The sequence below is a fragment of the Paenibacillus sp. Dod16 genome (genome assembly GCF_049893405.1).
Lineage (GTDB): Bacteria > Bacillota > Bacilli > Paenibacillales > Paenibacillaceae > Paenibacillus_AQ.
The window spans coordinates 260,835-279,165 of sequence record NZ_JBNDYG010000007.1 but is presented as its reverse complement, the minus strand read 5'-3'; the positions used below and the strand labels follow the sequence as shown (position 1 = coordinate 279,165).

Annotated in this window: 14 protein-coding genes and 1 pseudogene; 13 read left to right on the top strand and 2 right to left on the bottom strand. The window is 46.1% G+C overall.

The genetic code is table 11. The features are described 5' to 3' along the window. Window positions 1–142 precede the first annotated feature (142 nt). Window positions 143–856 carry a nuclease-related domain-containing protein gene (locus tag ACPV3A_RS09000; protein ID WP_426199049.1) on the top strand — a complete coding sequence of 238 codons (714 nt, stop codon included), beginning with the start codon at window positions 143–145 and terminating at the stop codon, window positions 854–856. 36 nt (window positions 857–892) lie between these two features. On the opposite strand, the gene ACPV3A_RS08995 is transcribed toward ACPV3A_RS09000, so the two are convergent. Then, entirely contained in the window at window positions 893–1,144 is a 252-nt protein-coding gene (locus tag ACPV3A_RS08995) for a helix-turn-helix domain-containing protein (protein ID WP_426199047.1), read from the bottom strand. 168 nt (window positions 1,145–1,312) lie between these two features. Between ACPV3A_RS08995 and ACPV3A_RS08990 the strand changes: the two genes are divergently transcribed. Both ACPV3A_RS08990 and ACPV3A_RS08985 read left to right on the top strand, forming a co-directional pair. Further along, the gene (locus ACPV3A_RS08990; RefSeq protein WP_426199045.1) at window positions 1,313–1,792 is read left to right on the top strand and encodes a hypothetical protein; all 480 of its coding nucleotides are present in this window, start codon (window positions 1,313–1,315) and stop codon (window positions 1,790–1,792) included. 190 nt (window positions 1,793–1,982) lie between these two features. After that, a complete protein-coding gene (locus tag ACPV3A_RS08985; protein ID WP_426199043.1) occupies window positions 1,983–2,999 on the top strand; it encodes a carbohydrate-binding protein in 1,017 nt (338 codons plus the stop codon). Window positions 3,000–3,162: 163 nt separating this feature from the next. Here ACPV3A_RS08985 and hcp read toward each other — a convergent pair whose 3' ends face one another. Next, window positions 3,163–4,848, bottom strand: a complete 1,686-nt coding sequence (gene hcp / locus ACPV3A_RS08980; protein WP_426199041.1) for a hydroxylamine reductase — start codon at window positions 4,846–4,848, stop codon at window positions 3,163–3,165. Window positions 4,849–5,057: 209 nt separating this feature from the next. Here hcp and ACPV3A_RS08975 point away from each other — a divergent pair, with 209 nt between their 5' ends. The 10 genes and pseudogenes from ACPV3A_RS08975 to ACPV3A_RS08930 all read left to right on the top strand — a co-directional run bounded on the left by ACPV3A_RS08975 (window position 5,058) and on the right by ACPV3A_RS08930 (window position 18,318). Next, window positions 5,058–6,080 (top strand): 2-oxoacid:acceptor oxidoreductase family protein, encoded by a 1,023-nt coding sequence (locus ACPV3A_RS08975; protein ID WP_426199039.1) that lies wholly within the window; start codon window positions 5,058–5,060, stop codon window positions 6,078–6,080. After that, the gene (locus ACPV3A_RS08970; protein WP_426199037.1) at window positions 6,077–8,377 is read left to right on the top strand and encodes a thiamine pyrophosphate-dependent enzyme; all 2,301 of its coding nucleotides are present in this window, start codon (window positions 6,077–6,079) and stop codon (window positions 8,375–8,377) included. Before ACPV3A_RS08975 ends, ACPV3A_RS08970 begins: the two co-directional genes overlap by 4 nt. 287 nt (window positions 8,378–8,664) lie before the next feature. After that, window positions 8,665–9,231, top strand: a complete 567-nt coding sequence (locus ACPV3A_RS08965) for an SF0329 family protein (RefSeq protein ID WP_426199035.1) — start codon at window positions 8,665–8,667, stop codon at window positions 9,229–9,231. A 60-nt stretch (window positions 9,232–9,291) separates the two neighbouring features. Continuing rightward, the gene (locus ACPV3A_RS08960; protein ID WP_426199033.1) at window positions 9,292–9,996 is read left to right on the top strand and encodes a demethylmenaquinone methyltransferase; all 705 of its coding nucleotides are present in this window, start codon (window positions 9,292–9,294) and stop codon (window positions 9,994–9,996) included. Window positions 9,997–10,141: 145 nt separating this feature from the next. Then, complete coding sequence (locus ACPV3A_RS08955; RefSeq protein ID WP_426199031.1) at window positions 10,142–11,131, top strand: tRNA dihydrouridine synthase; 990 nt, start codon at window positions 10,142–10,144, stop codon at window positions 11,129–11,131. 442 nt (window positions 11,132–11,573) lie between these two features. Next, window positions 11,574–11,756, top strand: a pseudogene (locus ACPV3A_RS08950) (HNH endonuclease); the annotation flags it as partial. 105 nt (window positions 11,757–11,861) lie between these two features. After that, window positions 11,862–12,065 carry a hypothetical protein gene (locus tag ACPV3A_RS08945; RefSeq protein ID WP_426199029.1) on the top strand — a complete coding sequence of 68 codons (204 nt, stop codon included), beginning with the start codon at window positions 11,862–11,864 and terminating at the stop codon, window positions 12,063–12,065. A 72-nt stretch (window positions 12,066–12,137) separates the two neighbouring features. After that, window positions 12,138–13,202 (top strand): hypothetical protein, encoded by a 1,065-nt coding sequence (locus tag ACPV3A_RS08940; RefSeq protein ID WP_426199027.1) that lies wholly within the window; start codon window positions 12,138–12,140, stop codon window positions 13,200–13,202. Between the two features lie 377 nt (window positions 13,203–13,579). Further along, window positions 13,580–14,740: a cobalamin-independent methionine synthase II family protein gene (locus ACPV3A_RS08935; protein ID WP_260065026.1), complete on the top strand. Its 1,161-nt coding sequence runs from the start codon at window positions 13,580–13,582 to the stop codon at window positions 14,738–14,740. Between the two features lie 206 nt (window positions 14,741–14,946). Further along, complete coding sequence (locus ACPV3A_RS08930; RefSeq protein ID WP_426199025.1) at window positions 14,947–18,318, top strand: HEAT repeat domain-containing protein; 3,372 nt, start codon at window positions 14,947–14,949, stop codon at window positions 18,316–18,318. The last annotated feature ends 13 nt before the right edge of the window (window positions 18,319–18,331 follow it).

Genomic DNA, 18,331 nt, shown 5'->3' with positions numbered 1-18,331 from the left:
TTCACAGGCCGTTACTTTTCTGCTACAGAATACTCTAGTTACAAAGGGTCTGACGGGACCATGTTCCAGAACGAGTTAGAAGCCTGGAAAAAGAAGAAACGGATCGGATGAATCACCATTACTCGTAGAACGGAGCTCTCTTATGTTTGAAAAATTAAAGTCCTTGTTCAAATCCTCTGATAAGCCAAAGAAAAAGCCGGCTCAACATACGAATAAAGCCAAAACATCAGGAAACAACGCCAAGCCCAAGGTTCAGCCTACTCGAATTGGTGAGCTGGGTGAGCATAAAATTAATATTCAACTAGACCAACTCCCCAAAGGATGTAGATATGTAAATGATTTAATGGTGACGAATTCGAAGTCCCGTACGGGCTATTCGCAGATCGACCATGTGGTAATCACGCCACAAGGATTGTTCGTCGTTGAGACGAAGAACTACACGGGAGAGATTAAGGGAACAAGAGAGAATAGGTCATGGACAGTCAGTAACCGGTTTAAAATGTATAATCCCTTTATGCAAAATCACGGACATATTCAAGCGATTAAAAGTTTGCTCCCTGACTACCAAAAGAGCCGGTTCATCTCACTGGTTTCCTTTACGATGCGCTGTAGATTCAGCGTGGATCCGGAACTGAGAAAAATCCAATCGGACGAACTGATTGTGTACGATGTTGAGCTGTCCGAATATATTCAGCGCAAAATGAATCGGATTCAAGCGGAGAAGGTGGATACCGTTCTATCGGAAGCTGATATTCAGAAGATCTATCAATCATTGATAGGGGCGAACATCACTGATGCGAAGATTCGGGCAGAGCATGTGGATAAGGCGGGGAGTGCTGGGAAGGCGAAAAAATGATGTTTAGGATCTACTATTTACTCTAGTCGCCCTAAACTATCTCTTCCCCAACTCCCTCTCATACCCCTCAATCAAAACCGAAGCCTTAACATGAAGCGCCCTTGCTAATGCAATAATCGTTAGCAGAGTGGGCGCTTTTTCTCCGTTCTCAAGTTCACTAATATAAGACCGATCAACACGGGAATAGAGGCTCAACTCATCTTGGGTGAGCTTTTTTTCTTTGCGAATATTTCGAAGAGCTCTGCCGAAGGCTAGTAACTCTATGGATTTATCATTATGATTAGCCACGTTATAACCCCTTAATAGATAGTTAAATTCATCTTATGCGGTTCTATAAGGGAATTTCCGTAGGCTATTGCCTACAAATTGGTTAGAATGATATAATACAGATACTGGAAAATGCTAATTCCGATTACTAGAGTATATTCTTAGTGAAAAATGGGAGTGAAGATAATTATGAAATCGACGGTAACAAGAGAAGCTGACCTTAATATGAATACATCCTCCCAACATGAGGAAGCAGGCGGCTTTTACCAGGATATGATTGTTCTTCATGCCAGCTGCTCTCAAGAATATATGAATTTATCTTTGCATTTCTATGACAAAAACATGCATCACGTCAGTTTATTACTATGCAACAGGGCATTAGAATCCATGCTAACCGCTTTATATATAAAGAAGGAGAGAAGGCAGCCTATTTCAAATATGTTGCTAGAAGAAATACTGCGGATGTTCCCCAATGACTCGGAGATGAATGTGGAACCGTTGATATTTATACAAACCTTGTCCTTTTTATCACAGGAGAACTCCCTCATAAGCAAAATGCAACCCACACATCTAATGAACCTGATTAAGAAAGCGGATGAGTTCCTTCTTCAGATATCTAGCCAACTAGAGTTACCCTATGAAACATACCACTCTGTTTTTGAGAAATAAAGCTAGCCGTTATGTTCATACGACTTAAAATGCCTTTTTGGTCCCGATCTTCATATCCTCCTACCGTATTATTAAAAACAGTGGAATTAATTTAGAAAATGTAAATAAAGTAAGATAATAGTACAGTGAAAACCTGTGGCATGTCTCATGGGAGCGCTACAGATACATAAAGAAACAAGGAGGTTTGAAAATGACTAATAAAAGGTTTTCTTTTAAGCCCTTATCACTTTTGGTAGTTTTAGCAGTATTTCTATCCACATTTTGCGCTGCCTTACCGTCAGTAAACGCAGCCGCTAGAGGAGCATGGGCTCCAAATACCGCATATGCAGTAAATGACACAGTAACCTATAGTGGAAGCACTTATACTTGCCTTCAGGCACATACTTCTCTCGTAGGTTGGGAACCGTCCAATGTTCCTGCTTTATGGCAGAAAGGCGGTAGCGGCGGAACTACGCCACCAACGACACCACCGACAACGAACGGAGTAACATTCTATGCAGATATAAACTATGGAGGAAAAGCAGTGACACTCGGGATAGGAAATTATACACTGTCTCAGTTGAACGCAAACGGAATTCCGAATGACTGGATGTCGTCTCTTAAGGTTCCAAGCGGTTGGACGGTTGAAGTATATGAGAATGATAATTTTGGAGGAACCAAGTGGACCTTTACTTCAGATTCTTCCTGGGTTGGCAACACGATCAATGACAAAATGTCATCGGTCAAGATTTATACGGGTTCACCACCTCCTACAGTAACTAAGCCTGCCGAGGTTCCAAGCCATATATGGACATATGTCTTGAATGCGGATAATGCCTATGGGATAGGCGGAGATTTTGCTTTATTGCTAAGTGCCGTTATCAAAAAGGAAAGCAGCTTTGGCGAAGGATTACCAGGGAGTCCATCGGCCGGCGACGGATTGATGCAGGTAGAACCAAACACACGCAATGCGTATTTATCTCAATTCAGCTCAAAATTTGGCCGTGCGTATAATCATAGTAGTGAACAAGATCAGGTATATCTGGGTGCGTTAATTTTAAATGAGAAGATTACGAAGTTTGGAAATATCTACAACGGATTATTACACTACAACGGTGGAGATAACTGGTATCCGGGAGCTACGGATTCTTATGGCCGTCCTATTCTGGCAGATCAATATGCAGATGCCGTTTACGCTACTTATAAGGGCTATGGTGGTAAGAATTAAGGTGTTTCATTGATAGGTAAATTGAAAAATAGCGACGTGGAAGGATTTCCTTGTTGAGTGGAAGCGACTTATTTAATTTGAAAGGGCATGAGTTACCAAGCAGATCATTGCTTGCATAACCCATGCCCTTTTTTTCTTTATCAGGTTTTCTTCGACTACTAAGTTAGGCACCAAGGAACATCTTCATGTCATCTTCCACATTGGTAATGCCGCCGATACCGAAGTTTTCCACGAGGACTTTGGCAACGTTAGGCGACAGGAATGCAGGGAGCGTAGGGCCCAGATGAATATTTTTAACGCCAAGATAAAGCAGGGCAAGCAGCACGATCACCGCTTTTTGCTCATACCAGGCAATGTTATAGGAAATCGGCAAATCATTAATATCCTCAAGGCCGAATACTTCCTTCAGCTTCAATGCAATCACGACGAGGGAGTAAGAATCATTGCATTGACCAGCGTCCAGGACCCGCGGAATACCGCCGATTTCGCCGAGATCCAGTTTATTGTATTTGTATTTGGCACAGCCTGCCGTTAGAATGACCGTGTCTGTTGGAAGTTCAGCCGCAAAATCGGTGTAATAGTTGCGGGATTTCATCCGTCCATCGCAGCCGGCCATGACGAAGAAACGGCGGATCGCCCCGGATTTCACGGCATCGACGACTTGATCGGCCACGTTCATCACAGCGGCATGAGCGAAACCGCCGATGATCTCACCCGTTTCAAGTTCCGTTGGAGCCGGGCATCCTTTCGCTTGCTCGATCAGTACGGAGAAGTCTTTGGGAGCACCGTCTGTTCCTTCTGGAATATGGCGGACACCCGGAAACCCCGTGTTGCCTGTTGTATAGATACGGTCCTTATAGCTGATTTTCGGCGGAACGATACAGTTGGTTGTCATTAATATCGGTCCGTTAAAGGCTGCGAATTCGCTATTCTGCTTCCACCAGGCATTCCCGTAATTGCCTACAAAATGCTCATATTTCTTGAATGCCGGATAATAGTGGGCAGGCAGCATTTCACTGTGCGTGTACACGTCCACGCCGGTTCCTTCCGTCTGCTTCAGCAGCTCCTCCAAATCCTTCAGATCATGGCCGCTGATGAGAATGCCGGGCCGGTTTCTTACCCCGATATTGACCTTCGTAATTTCGGGATTTCCGTAAACCGAGGTGTTCGCTTCATCCAGCATCGCCATGGCGTTTACGCCGTATTTGCCGGTTTCCATCGTCAAAGCGACCAGATCCTGCACTTCCAGGCTGTCGTCAAGCGTGGCGGCAAGTGCACGGCGCATAAAACGGTTTAATTCGTGATCATCCTTCTCCAGATGAAGCGCGTGGTACGTGTAAGCAGCCATCCCCTTCAAGCTGTAAGTAATCAATTCGCGCAGCGAGCGGATGTCTTCATTGCGGGTCGAGAGGACACCCACCGTACGTGCTTTTTCATCAAAAGCAGCTTCGTTATCCGCCTGCCAGACGGCAGCATCAGGGAGATTGGCGGTTCCTTCCGGATATTGTTCGTTATAATAGGTGCGCACCTCGCCGCGGAGCTCGATCGCTTCCCGGATTCTTCCCACAAAAACCTCGCGGTCAAAGTTGGCGTTCGTAATCGTTGCAAACAAGGAGTCCATCATAAACAGTGATACGCGCTGTTCAAGCTCCTCCGGCAGCCGGACATCCAGACTGAGAAAAGAGATACCTTTCAGCAGATAAATCAGCAAATCCTGCAGGTTTGCCACATCATGCGGTTTGCCGCATACTCCGACAATGGTGCAGCCTGTTCCCTTGGATGCTTCCTGACATTGAAAGCAGAACATGGACGGCTGATGCTCTAAGGTCTCTTGGGCGTTGTTATTCATTATTTTCTCCTCCAATTTCGTGATTTTTTGCCTAAAGGTCAGTATAAAATTGCCTCGCAATTGGACTGTTGAAGACAGTATACTTCGCTCCCACAACCGACATAGTGATTGGAATCACAATTTTTTTAAGTTGTGAGTATAATCACAAACCCGGCCCAGTTCTTCTTTTAAACTGGAATTAATGACCTAAGAAGAAATGAGGAGAGAACATGTCGATTTTACCTCAAAAGAATGAACTGGGATTTTTCGAGATCCGTCTCGAATCCATTGGCGGGCTTGGCGCCAATCTGGCTGGAAAAATGCTGGCCGAAGCCGGGGTTACCGGCTCCGGACTTAACGGTTCGAATTTTTCAAGCTATGGTTCGGAGAAAAAAGGGTCGCCGGTGAAGAGTTTCGTAAGGTTCTGCGATTCCGAGGTGGAAATCCGCGATCACAGTCCCATTGAGCAGCCGCATGTCGTCGGCGTATTTCATGAAGCATTGTATAAGACGATCGATGTCATAAGCGGATTACAGCCTGATGGAACGGTGCTTGTGAATACGGCGCGAGACCTTTCCGAAGTGGCCGTTGATCTGAACATGACCCAGGGAACGCTGGCCGTCGTTGATGCGCTGAACATTTCCGTTGAGGAAAAAACCAAAGTGAATACGGCCATGCTGGGGGCTTTGTTCCGGATTTGCAGCTTCCTAGACCCGGACGATATGCGGCAGGTGATCCGCACGACATTTGAGAAAAAGCTGCCCCACCTCGTGGAACCGAATGTGCGGACCTTTGACAGAGGATATAACGAGGTTCAGTTCCTTTCCTTGGGAAATGGCTCAGAGCTTATAGACAAAATTTCCTTCGCAAGACCGCAGCCGATGCTTGGATATGAAACACAGGAGCTGGGCGGGATTCTGAACGTTACGGCGAACAGTGTCCTGAAGGATCTTAGCAGCTCCAGGCAGGGATATTTGCCAGAGTACAAGATCGAGGACTGCATTCACTGTGCCGCCTGCGATACGGTATGTCCGGATTTCTGCATCGTGTGGGAGAAGAAACCGGATAAGCGCGGGAATATGCAGATGTTTATGAAAGGCATCGATTATCAGTATTGCAAAGGCTGCTTGAAGTGTATCGAAGCTTGTCCGACCACCGCTTTAGCTGCCATGTTAGAAGAGCCGCATTATGCGGAGCAGCACCGTGTGCCGCAATCATTTCCCTATATAACCGCGGAGGGAGTCCGATCATGAATATGCAAATTCAAGAAACAACAACGGAGAACAAGCCGGCGGCCGCTCAAACGGCAGTCTTCGAGTCGGGCAACGAAATGGCTGCCATGGCGGCTGCCCAGATTAACTATCACATGATGGGTTATTTTCCGATTACACCTTCTACGGAAATTGCCCAATATCTTGACATGATGCGTACACGCGGCGAACACGACATCAAGCTGATTCCAGCTGACGGCGAACATGGATCGGCGGGGATTTGCTACGGTGCGGCCGCAGCCGGAGCACGGGTATTCAATGCTACCAGCGCGAATGGTTTCCTGTATATGATCGAACAGCTTCCTGTGCAGGCGGGCACACGTTTCCCGATGGTCATGAATCTGGTGACGCGTGCAGTCAGCGGACCGCTGGATATTCGCGGTGACCATTCGGATCTTTACTACGGCCTGAACACTGGCTGGGTGATTTTGACCGCCCGTTCACCGCAGGCCGTGTATGACATGAATATCATGGCGCTGCGAATCGCCGAACATGAAGACGTACGCCTGCCGGTCATTGTAGCTTATGACGGATTTTTTACATCGCACCAGAAACGCCGGGTACAAGTATTTACGAACCGGGAAACCGTTCAGGCGTTTGTAGGGGAAAAGGCACCTGAATATCCACATGTGCTGGACGAGAACAACCCGATCGTTGTTGGGGCTTACATGAACGGCGACGATTTGATGAACAACCACTTCCAACAGTCCAACGCCATGTACCGTGCGGGCGAGGTATTCAAGGAAGTGGCAGAGGAATACGCAGCTGTATCCGGAAGATCCTATTCGCCGCTTGATCTGTACCGAATGGAAGACGCGGAGGTGGCTTTATTCCTGCTCAACTCGGCGGGTGAATCCTCCAAAGACGTCGTGGATCGGCTGCGGGCGAGAGGAATTAAAGCGGGCATAATCAGCCCCAATATTCTCCGGCCGTTCCCGGCAAGAGAAATCCGCGAGGCGCTTATAGGTGTCAAAGCGCTGCTGGTTGGCGAACGTGCCGATTCTTATGGTGCACACGGGGCCAATCTGACCCATGAGGTCAAAGCGGCCCTGCAGGAAATCCGTGGTCCGCAGCCTATTGTGCTGTCCCGCATATTTGGACTTGGCGGGAAAGACTATTACGCGGATGACGCGGAAGCTTTTTTTGCCCTGACGATCGAGGCCATGGAGCTCGGTTATGCCAAAGTGCCGTTTGATTATTACGGCCAAACACCGGGAGCTGAGGAGCAAAGACTGCAGCCGGTCATTGCCCCGATGAATGGAGACAGCTTTAAATCTGGCCTGATCACCGTAAAGGTGGATGAAGAGACAAGTAAACTATCCGTTAAAGTGCCGCCGATGCGGGCGCTTGCCGCGAAACCGAAACGGTTTGCTTCCGGTCACGGAGCTTGCCCGGGGTGCGGTATTTTCCCAGCGCTGGAGCTCTTTTTCAAGGGGATTGAAGGCAATGTCGTTACTTTATTCCATACTGGCTGCGCTTATATCACAACAACGGGTTATCCGTATAACTCGCATAAGCAGAGCTTCATTCATAATTTGTTCCAGAACGGACCGGCTACTTTATCCGGCACGGTAGAAGCGTTCCTTGAGAAGAAACGCCGCGGGGAAATCGAAGTTCCCGAGGATTTCACTTTTGTCATGGTGACCGGCGACGGCGGCATGGACATCGGGATGGGTTCGGCCATCGGGACGGCGCTGCGGGGCCATAATCTGATCATTCTGGAATATGATAATGAAGGCTATATGAACACCGGTGCGCAGCTTTCGTACTCTACGCCATTAGGGCATATGACCAGTACGTCCGGAGTCGGCAAACAGCAGCAGGGCAAAGCGTTCCATCACAAGGATACGGTGCAAATGATGGCTGCGGCACATATTCCGTACGTATTCACGGGGACGGAAGCATTCCCGCAGGATCTTGTGAAAAAGGCGGCAAAAGCGCAGTGGTACGCTCAGAATGTAGGTACCGTCTACGGCAAGCTGCTGATCACATGCCCCCTGAACTGGAAATCGAGCGACAAGGATGGGGAGAACATCGTCCGCGCGGCCGTGAATTCAAACTTCTTCCCACTGTATGAAGTAGAGCAGGGAGAAACGAACATTACGTACGATCCTGAAGCGAAGAAAAAACAGGTGCCGCTCAGCGACTGGCTGAAATACATGGGCAAATCAAGACATCTGCTCAAGGAAGAAAACAAAGAAATGCTTGGCGAATTTGAAAAAGAAGTGGAGCGGCGCTGGTTGATTCTGAAAGCGAAACACGAGAACCCACTGTTATAAAATATTCAATTCAGCATACTAGGATTTAGCCTAGCAGCTAAATATACCACATCCCGAATCTGGAACAGATATAACAGTCTTAAAAAGTACCTGCTCATCCTTTGAGCAGGTACTTTTTGTGGTTGCAATCGATTAGATTTTTTCTTTTCTATAAAGCGGAGAAGCAGATATTCCATTCAATATGTGGGGCAGGTTAGGGTTGTTTTTTGGCAGGGGTTTATTCATACTGATTAAGATGTGCAGAAGGATACTTGCGCCCCTCAGGGTTTGAAAACATAGGAGGAACCATGTCCTGGAGTAAATTGAAGCAACAGCTGGAGAGCTTTCTCAGTCCTGCATTAGCCGGAAGAGTTGAATATCGCGCAACCGGTTATCGTTATTTACCTGATAAAGCAGGGCTTTGTTATATTTCGGTAGATAAAAAGAACGTACTCCATATGAGTGATAAAACCAGCTCCATAAGGTGGTATCAGACGGAGCTGGAAATTAAGAATGATCCCCATATCCAAATTCCGATCAGCGATGATGAATTAGAAGCCGTCAGAAAGGAAACCAAAGGGACCGTTCCCGAGGATCGTCTCAACGTCATTGCAAGAAACAGAAAAGTATCCGTACTCGCAAAGGAGCTTTTGTCAGCACAGGCTGCATTAAGTAAATCCAATTTTGTCGCCACTGCGAATAAGTTCTTATCGACTTCTATAGAAGAAAGCATGGAGAGCGAAGATATCTTATTGAATATTCTAGCCTTGGTAGACAGGCGAGTTGGCAAAAAGCGGATTGTAAACATGGCAGATAGGATGAAGTTAAAGCATCCGATTGTGCAATATTTTTATGAACTGCGGCGCCGTGCGTGATGAGCATAAATAATTTTCGTTGAAAGAATATTATTGCACTTGTGGAAGAGAGGGAATAACATGTCTGAACAAACAAAGTCGGAAAGAGTTCATCAGGTATTTGAAAAGATATCGGATCAATACGACTCGATGAACTCGGTCATCACTTTTAGGAGACATATCGCATGGCGCCATGATGTTATGAAACGGATGAATGTGAAAGAAGGTAGTAAAGCTCTTGATGTGTGCACGGGAACCGGGGATTGGGCGATTGCTTTAGCAAATGCTGTTGGAACGCATGGAGAAGTCATTGGATTAGATTTTAGCCAAAACATGCTCAAAATAGCACAAGATAAGCAAGAGCAACAAGCTTTAAAGCAGCTTACCCTTATCCAGGGAAATGCCATGGAGCTTCCTTTTGAAGATGATTCATTTGATTATGTAACCATTGGTTTTGGTTTAAGAAATGTACCCGATTATTCAACTGTGTTGCGGGAGATGTATCGAGTAACTAAACCAGGCGGACAAGTCGTTTGTTTAGAAACATCCCAACCCACGTTAATCGGTTATAGACAAGCTTCCCTCTTTTATGTTCGCTATATCATGCCCTTGCTTGGAAAGTTTATTGCCAAAAGTTATGATGAATACTCATGGTTACAAGAATCAGCCCGTCATTTCCCCAATAAAAATGTACTGAAACAAATGTTTGCGGAAGCGGGATTTTCCAAGGTAGATGTAAAAAGCTATAGTGGCGGTGTCGCGGCAATGCATAAGGCGATAAAATAAGTGTCTGCGATTAACATATACTGCCGTTTGATATACGCTGCTTAAATATGCTATAAGTGAAGAAAAAGCAAGGACATGAACAGGTTGTATTTCCTAATTCGGGATAAAGATTTGTCCTGGTATGTATTATAGAGGAGTATTGGATATGACAGATAATTTTTGGCGTGATTTGCCGCGGCCTTTCTTTATACTGGCGCCCATGGAAGATGTGACGGATGTTGTGTTTCGCCATGTCGTAAGTGAAGCAGCTAGGCCAGATGTGTTTTTTACGGAGTTTGCGAATTCCGAGAGCTATTGTCACCCGGATGGGAACCACAGTGTGCGCGGACGTTTGACTTTTACAGAGGATGAACAGCCGATGGTAGCCCATATCTGGGGAGATAAGCCGGAATATTTTCGTCAGATGAGTATCGGGATGGCGAAAGAAGGGTTTAAAGGCATTGATATTAATATGGGTTGTCCTGTAGCGAATGTAGCCGAGAATGGGAAGGGAAGCGGCTTGATCTGCCGTCCCGACATTGCAGCGGACATTATCCAGGCGGCCAAAGCCGGGGGATTGCCCGTCAGTGTAAAAACAAGGCTCGGTTTCACGGCTGTAGACGAATGGCGCGACTGGTTGACCCATATTTTGAAGCAAGACATTGTGAATCTGTCCATTCATCTGCGGACAAGAGAGGAAATGAGCAAGGTCGACGCGCATTGGGAACTGATTCCGGAGATTAAGAAGCTTCGTGATGAGGTGGCACCCGATACACTGCTGACCATTAACGGGGATATTCCTGACCGTCAGACCGGCCTCAAGCTCGCTGAACAATACGGTGTGGATGGCATTATGATTGGGCGTGGGATTTTCCATAATCCATTTGCTTTTGAGAAGGAGCCGAAGGATCATAGCAGTGAGGAATTGCTAGATCTGCTGCGGCTGCATCTGGATCTCCATGATCAATATTCGGCACAGATGCGGCGCTCCTTCAGCGCACTTGTTCGCTTCTTCAAAATCTATGTCCGTGGATTTCGAGGGGCAAGTGAACTCAGAAATAACTTAATGAACGCAAAATCAACAAGTGAAGTACGTACGCTGCTTGATGAATTTGGAAGCAAGAATTCTGATGAGGCAGATGAACGAGGAAATTAAATGAACAGTAAATAGTATTATTAGAAGACATGGCTGACGTAGCTGTGTCTTTTCTTATGGAAACAGGAGAGAAGAATGTTTTAGCAGATATAAGGGCAGAGAATGATTTATTGTCCAGGAATTCGTCAACAGTATACGTTACCTTATTTGTAATAAGATTGATATTCGTTCCATGATAGAGGATAAATGCTAGTTATTGTATGATGGAATAGATAGGTTATCTAAGAATGGTTATGAATACCGAACAAAGAGGAAAGTTTGGAATATCAATCTTGAATATTCTGGCTTTGGTAGACAGATGTGGTGGAAAAAACGGATTTCCGAAACATGTCCGAGAAGATAAAGTTAAAGCATTCATTCGTGCAAAATTTTTATTTGTTAATGCGTGATAAGTAATGAAATAAATAACTTTAATTGAAAAGGGAGGACATAAACATGGGAAATCAAAATATTAAAAGATTATTGGTTTTCAATTGTTGATGAGTGTGGATTAAGTGTAGATGCTTCTGAAGCACTGGAGAGATGCTGGAGATGTTGGTATGAAGAATTTTTAGAAAGGTGTCATATTATTCCTGATTCTTTGGGTGGTGAAGATATTGCTTCTAATCTTGTTTTACTATGCCGTAGATGCCATATAGAGAATCCCAACATTGCTGATAAGGATATAATGTGGGATTGGCTTCGTGCGTATGGCACAACATTTTACGATACATTTTGGATAAAGCAAGGATTGAAAGAATATGAATTTATATATGGAAAGTCATTGGATATAGAGTTTGCAGAGAGAAACATAACCGATGTTGAGAAGTTTTGGCAGATTGTTAGAGAACAGTTTAAAAACACAACATACCATTTTGGACATCCATATCTGAATTCTGCAACATTAGCGGGAATGTTCAGAGTCTCATTAAAAAAATATAATGAAGTTACTTAAATTGGTACGTACTGGGTTAGTAAGAGCAGGATTAGCAGTAAAAAGGGCGGGAATTGAAAGGAGGTTATATATGTGATTCTGTTTGGGACTTGTCACCAAGACGTATATAATTATGTACTTCACCATTTTTTAAAGGTAGAAGTATTTAATGAAGAAACAGATGTTGGAGATATCATTGAAGAGATTCTCCCCAAATATCTATACAGAGAACAGTATCACAAATGTGTGAAAACAATTGAGGAATTATACTTCTGGACAGGAGACAAATTTTATCATGAAATGACTGCGATTCATGAGTTTGTTTTGTATAAATTCATTGATTACATAGGAGAGTTGCAAAAGGAATTTTCTGATTTTAATCAAGTTTATTTTAATGAAAGATGCCATCTACTAATTAAAGAGGCTAGTCAATTAGATTTCAAAGAAGATAGTGAATTAACTCTAGAAGAACACGAAGAATTTTTTTACGATGTCCTTTATTATTCGGATTTATTGTTTACAGATACAGACTTTTTAATGATTGAAACTTTATATAATAATCGTAAACTTGGAAATACAAACATAGACAAGGTATTAGGGATTAACTTAGACTACTATTTTGAGTTACTCCCTATCGATATTCAAGAGCAATACAAAACGAAGCATATTACACTTACGGGTGAAGTTTCTTCAATGTTGAACTATATCACAGAAAGAGTACATTACGGAAACTTGTATAAACTATTTTGGGAAGGCAATGTTCCAGTAAAAGAAGAACGTATACAGCTAATATTAGAAAATATAATGGACGCTTACTTTTATAATCAAGAAGTAGAAATCACTAGAGAAGCTCTGCTGGGAAATGGAAAAGTTGATTTTAAATTATATAAAAATATTAACGAAGACGAGAAGGTTCTAATAGAAATAAAGAGAGCGAGCAGTTCTTATTTGAAAAAAGGATACGAAAAGCAATTAACTGATTACATGCTATCTACCAAATATAAGAATGCATTCTATTTAATTGCTTGTTTTACGGATTTTGAGTACGATAAAAGTATGCGATTTATTAGAGAACATGTTTATACTGATACAGTACAATTGTACATAAATATATCTATATTAGACTTTAGAAAACGTAAGCCTGCTTCTATTTTGTAACTAAGGTAATATTTAACCGATAAAATTGATGCCTGATCTCCTGCCATTAACTTTACAGGCTTCAAAGCCAATTTGAAATTCATCTCCAACAAGTACGTTATATCTTATCGGGGGGAAATTTAGATGTCAGATGAGAATTTGGTGGCTGGAAAATGGTTTTCCTTAAAGGCTGGACGAGGTATATGAACACGCAAATTAAAATGACAGTCAGTGATGAGTGGAAAACATGGCCGACTTGGCTGTGTTTTTTCTTTTGGACAATCTCAGCCGTCATTCTTGCTATAGCTTTTAGCTATAACTAGTTATGAGAATTTGGTATGCCTTATAACTCCTCTCGTCGTGATATGATATCGCTATACAACGAGGGGGTTATGTACATGACTGATAAGTTTCAGATCGTAGGAAGTTTGTTGCGGCCCGAAGAGCTGCTGAAATATAAAACGCAAATAGAACATCGTGATGATATCCAGTATCCGTTCTATGAAAACTTTGAAGGGTATGCCGAGTGCGAGACCGAGGCGATCAAACAGGTCGTGAAAAAGGAAATCGAGCATAACCTGTCGGTTATTACGGACGGCGAATTTTCCAAATCGATGTGGCATCTGGATTTTGTATGGGGCTTTGGCGGAGCCCAGCGTTATATCGCGGATCATGGCTACTTTTTCCGGGATGTGGACGGAACCTCGAAATATGAAACACGCAAAGATATTGGCCTGCGGATTACTGGCAAACTGAGCGGAAAGAATCATCACTTCATTAAGCTGTTCAAACAGCTGCAAGAAACGGCTGGCGACCAGCAAACGAAACTTTGCGTACCATCGCCTTCCCATATCTACGGTGAACTTTCCTGGTCGGATAACATTGGCGGCACGGATGCGGTTTATCAGAACAAACAGGAGCTCAAAGCGGGCCTTGTGAGCGCCTATAAAGAATTCGTGGCTGAATTCGCTGCGGCAGGCGGCAAAATCCTGCAATTCGATGATTGCTTGTGGGAGCTGTTTGCAGACGACAACCCGAATTCTCCGTTTACAGGGGAGCATATTAATCAAGCGGAAGTACAGGGTCTCGCCACCGAATTTATTGAGATTAACAATACGGTGATTGACTTCGGTCACAGCCTCGGCTTGAAAATGTGGACACACAACTGCCGGGGGAACTACGATTCCCGCAACATGGGCGGTGGATCCTATGCAAAAATCGCCAACCTGTTCCTGAAGCAGTTGAAATATGACCGTTTCTTCCTGGAGTGGGATGATGATCGTGCGGGTTCGATTGAAGCACTGGAGGTTTTCAAGGACAGACCGGAAACAGAGATTGTTCTGGGCCTGCTGTCATCCAAAACCAATACGCTGGATGATGAAGCACGCGTCATCCGTCTGCTTGACGAAGCATCCAAAATCATTGATAAGGATCGTCTGCTGCTCTCGCATCAATGCGGCTTTGCGTCCTGCGATGGCGGTAACGAGCTAAGCGAAGCCGAGCAATGGGCGAAAATCGATCAAGGTCAACAGATTGCCAAGCAATACTGGAATAACTAAATTCGGATAAACATCTTGAGCTAATAGGGATGACTCAAAGGGCCGCTTATGGACCCTGAGAGTCATCTTTTTTTGTATGCAGGTTTCCCGCCGTTCAAAGGAGTAGCCTTCGCTTATGAAGAAGTTATATACTTCCAGGAGAGACTGTGCAAATCGATTACGGAGAAATTTTGATCGGTTATAAGAACATGAGGGGAGAGGAAATATTGACATATAACCATGATCTGATGAACAAAGAGCAATTGCTCATGGAGCTGGATTCGCTGGGTTACTCGGACAGGATGAAGAGGATGGCGCTTCTGGGGCGCCAGCATGAAGGAGATGCGGATTATTCTGCGCTGCTCGTATCCTTGCTCGGCAGCGGTACCGCCTATGAGGCGCATTTGGCATTGACCGGAGCAGGTGTAGTGAAGGATGCCCGTGCGGTTTTGTTTGCCTTGAAGCATCCTAAGGCAGGGGTCAGAGGGCGGGCGGCTAGGCTACTGCCGGAAGTGGTGACAGATCCGGACTTTTCGATTGAATCCGAAATTGCTCTGATGTCGTATCATTGCCGTCACCAATTGCTGCGGAGCATCGTGAATACATATCGTCAGGATTGGGCGGAACGGCTGCTGCCGCTCGTGCTTGGCCAGTGGGGCGCACAAGAAGCTTCTTTATTATTGGCCGTGTGCAGTGAAGAGACAGTAAGCAGTAGGCTTTCTGAGCTGGGATATGCGTTACGCAATTGGCCGCTCTTAACGAAGCACTACCCCGATTTGGTTGGAGCGTATTTCAAGAATGCTTTGCAGAACGCAACGCATCGGGAAAAGATCAGTGTATGGTGGACGCTCTCTTCCGCGATTGAGGTACTGAGTGTTTCAAGACCGGCAATCGTGTTGGAATGTGCGCTTAAGCTTGGGCCGACGGATATGATTCATCCCGTACTCAAACAGCAATTGGGCATTCTGATTCAGGCCAGCCCTGAGGACGTATTCGAGCTGCTGACACGTGTGGACACACGGGAATATCTTCTGAATCACGGCGTTCCGGCAGGCGTGTTGAAGAAGAGAAAATGGTTTACCGCAGCGCAGTGGACCACGCTGGCTGCATTGCTCGCAGATCAGCCTGAGCATCTAGCCAAGGTGCTGGATACCCTTGCGCCGTCTTATCGCGAAGCAATGTTTGATGCCGCTTATAAGGAAGACGAGCGGAAGACACGCATTTTCCCTATGCCGCTGCTGGATGTACTGCCGCACCGACTGCGCGACAAGGAAGCTGCCCGCATGCTGGAGCTGCGCGACATTCGTGATCATCGGGATGACATGCTCAAAACGAAGGCGCGCCGTTTCATTGGTAACGCCAGGGAGAAGCTGGAGCAAGCCGTCCAGGTGTCTAATAGCGATGAACGTGCTGCGGCCTATGCCCACCTCGTTCGGAGTACAGCTCTATCCCGAAGCGGAATGGATGAGACGCTGCGCTTCCTGACTCGAATCAAGAACGACCAGGATCCGGTGCGCTGGGCTGTTATGGCCGAGCTCTCAAACTGTCCTGCTCCCATGTTTAAGGAAGAGCATGTGAACGATCTGACTGTGCTGGTGGATAGCGTGGTGGAAGCCAGGGACACTTCGTACGGGACAAGGTCCGCCACGGAGAAGCTGGCTTTTGCCATCCTGCGTGAACATGCATTGGAGCCGAAGGGCGAGCTGTTCAAATTCGCTTTGAGAACGTTTGGAAGATTGACGATGCGGGACGGTCAGTTTGCGCTCTTCTCGATGGATTGGGATAGCATACCAAATACTGCACTGGAAGCATTGTTCGATGAAGTTTATGCCTTTGGTGTAGAAGCGAACAAGCGAGAAAACACAAATGTGGTCCTGCGTATGGCTGATTTGTTCGGAAAGGCCGTGGATCGGTTGCCGAAGCTTCAGCTTCTGCTGGAGGAGTTGCTGGAGGCCAAAACGGTATCGCCGCAGGCTGTCCATTATTGGCTGGCACCGTATAAAACCCGGGATGCGAGGGTTAGAGAACTGCTGGACAGGGACCCATCCTTCATCTCTTTCCATGACGTATTTATGCATCTGCATCTGAAGCGCCAAGAGTGGTTAGACCCGTTCATCTCGGGGAAAATCATCGATGGCAAGCATTTATCGGGAAAAACGATTTATGTTGTGCCTGCCCATAACGGGTTTCACCGGTGGCTGCCGCGTCAGCAAAAGGCACTAGCTTCCCTCTTGGAACGGGTGGCCTTGGATGCCAAACGAAGTTTCCATGAACGTGCGGCTGCGATGCGGAGCTTGGCCGTCATGCCGGATTATCTCTCCGATCAACTGGAGATTCTGCTGCAGGTTCAGGCAGTGCATGTCGTCGAGGCTGCGCTCTACGCCTATTCGTTATGGGAAGAGCCGGAGAAGGCACTGCCTGTATTATTGAACAACCTGGATGGGGACCGTGCTCGGGTGGCGATGTACTCGATCCCCAGATGCATGCGCAGGGTGAGCCCGGTGATGTTGACATCCATGTTGTCGGACTTGCTGAACCGCGAGAAATTGAAAATCACGGTCAGAAAAGAGGCCATCCGATTGCTTGGGGCTTATAAAAGCAGTGAGGGCATGGCGCTGCTCATCCGTGAATACGAGAAACCGAATGTACACAAAGACGTGATGATCGCCATAGGACACGCTGCCAGACAATGGCTTGATGATGAACGCAGCTGGACTCTGATGCGTGCCATGGCTGCTTCACCGCAGCGTGATATCGCAAGAAGCCTGCTTAACCAGTATGCTGGCGGACTTCCGGCGGAGGCTCGGCCAAGGTATTTGCAATTGATTATCGAGATTGCAGGGCACGCCGATCCCGTTGTGGCCAAAGAGGCTTTCCAAGCCATGAGCCGTTGGGTGAATGGAAGTGAGGAGAAGGTGGCGTCTTCCGCCTGCCGAGCGATTCTTGATTTGGAGGATAACACCAGATGGAAGGCGGCGATGGATACCCTCATTGTGGCTTGCCGTGACGGGAAGGTGAATGAGCAGGTCATAAAGGTTTGCACACAATTGGTGTACACGGAGACGAAAGCCGAATGGAATGCTGCACCGGAGAGGGACCTTCCAGAGCGGCAGCGTCTGGTGGCATTGATTGACAAGCTGACCTCGTTACCTCTCAATGCAAGGCGGATGCTAGTTCCTTTATATACGGGCATGATCGATGCTCTTAAGTCCAAAGAAACCATGAAACCAGCCGTGATCAAGTTATATTTGGCGCTTGTCGAATGGAACCAGGCGGATCAGGCTGCCCTGCAGTTGGACCCTGTGATTCAAATGGCGGACACGTACCAGCATCTGTTGGATTACGCCTACAGACAGATCGCTCGGGCAGCCAATGCCAACCAGGCGTATTGGAGACCGGAGACGATTCTGGAACTGGTGGATCATTTGAGAGATCGGCAGTCGTTTGCGGCCCAATATATCGGGCTTTCTTTGCTGAAGGTTGCGGGAACATCGTTATTGTGGAACCAGGCTTGTACCGACCGTTTAAGAACGTACCGGAATCATGAGTTTGAGGCAATTCGTCTGGCGGCCCTAGATATTTGGACCGTGCTGGAATGAGGTGGGCAAGGGC

Excerpts from the sequence above, each read along its gene's own strand:
- ACPV3A_RS09000 (WP_426199049.1), top strand. The coding sequence starts at position 143 with ATGTTTGAAAAATTAAAGTCCTTGTTCAAATCCTCTGATAAGCCAAAG.
- ACPV3A_RS08990 (WP_426199045.1), top strand. The coding sequence starts at position 1,313 with ATGAAATCGACGGTAACAAGAGAAGCTGACCTTAATATGAATACATCC.
- ACPV3A_RS08985 (WP_426199043.1), top strand. The coding sequence starts at position 1,983 with ATGACTAATAAAAGGTTTTCTTTTAAGCCCTTATCACTTTTGGTAGTT.
- hcp (WP_426199041.1), bottom strand. The coding sequence starts at position 4,848 with ATGAATAACAACGCCCAAGAGACCTTAGAGCATCAGCCGTCCATGTTC.
- ACPV3A_RS08975 (WP_426199039.1), top strand. The coding sequence starts at position 5,058 with ATGTCGATTTTACCTCAAAAGAATGAACTGGGATTTTTCGAGATCCGT.
- ACPV3A_RS08970 (WP_426199037.1), top strand. The coding sequence starts at position 6,077 with ATGAATATGCAAATTCAAGAAACAACAACGGAGAACAAGCCGGCGGCC.
- ACPV3A_RS08965 (WP_426199035.1), top strand. The coding sequence starts at position 8,665 with ATGTCCTGGAGTAAATTGAAGCAACAGCTGGAGAGCTTTCTCAGTCCT.
- ACPV3A_RS08960 (WP_426199033.1), top strand. The coding sequence starts at position 9,292 with ATGTCTGAACAAACAAAGTCGGAAAGAGTTCATCAGGTATTTGAAAAG.
- ACPV3A_RS08955 (WP_426199031.1), top strand. The coding sequence starts at position 10,142 with ATGACAGATAATTTTTGGCGTGATTTGCCGCGGCCTTTCTTTATACTG.
- ACPV3A_RS08935 (WP_260065026.1), top strand. The coding sequence starts at position 13,580 with ATGACTGATAAGTTTCAGATCGTAGGAAGTTTGTTGCGGCCCGAAGAG.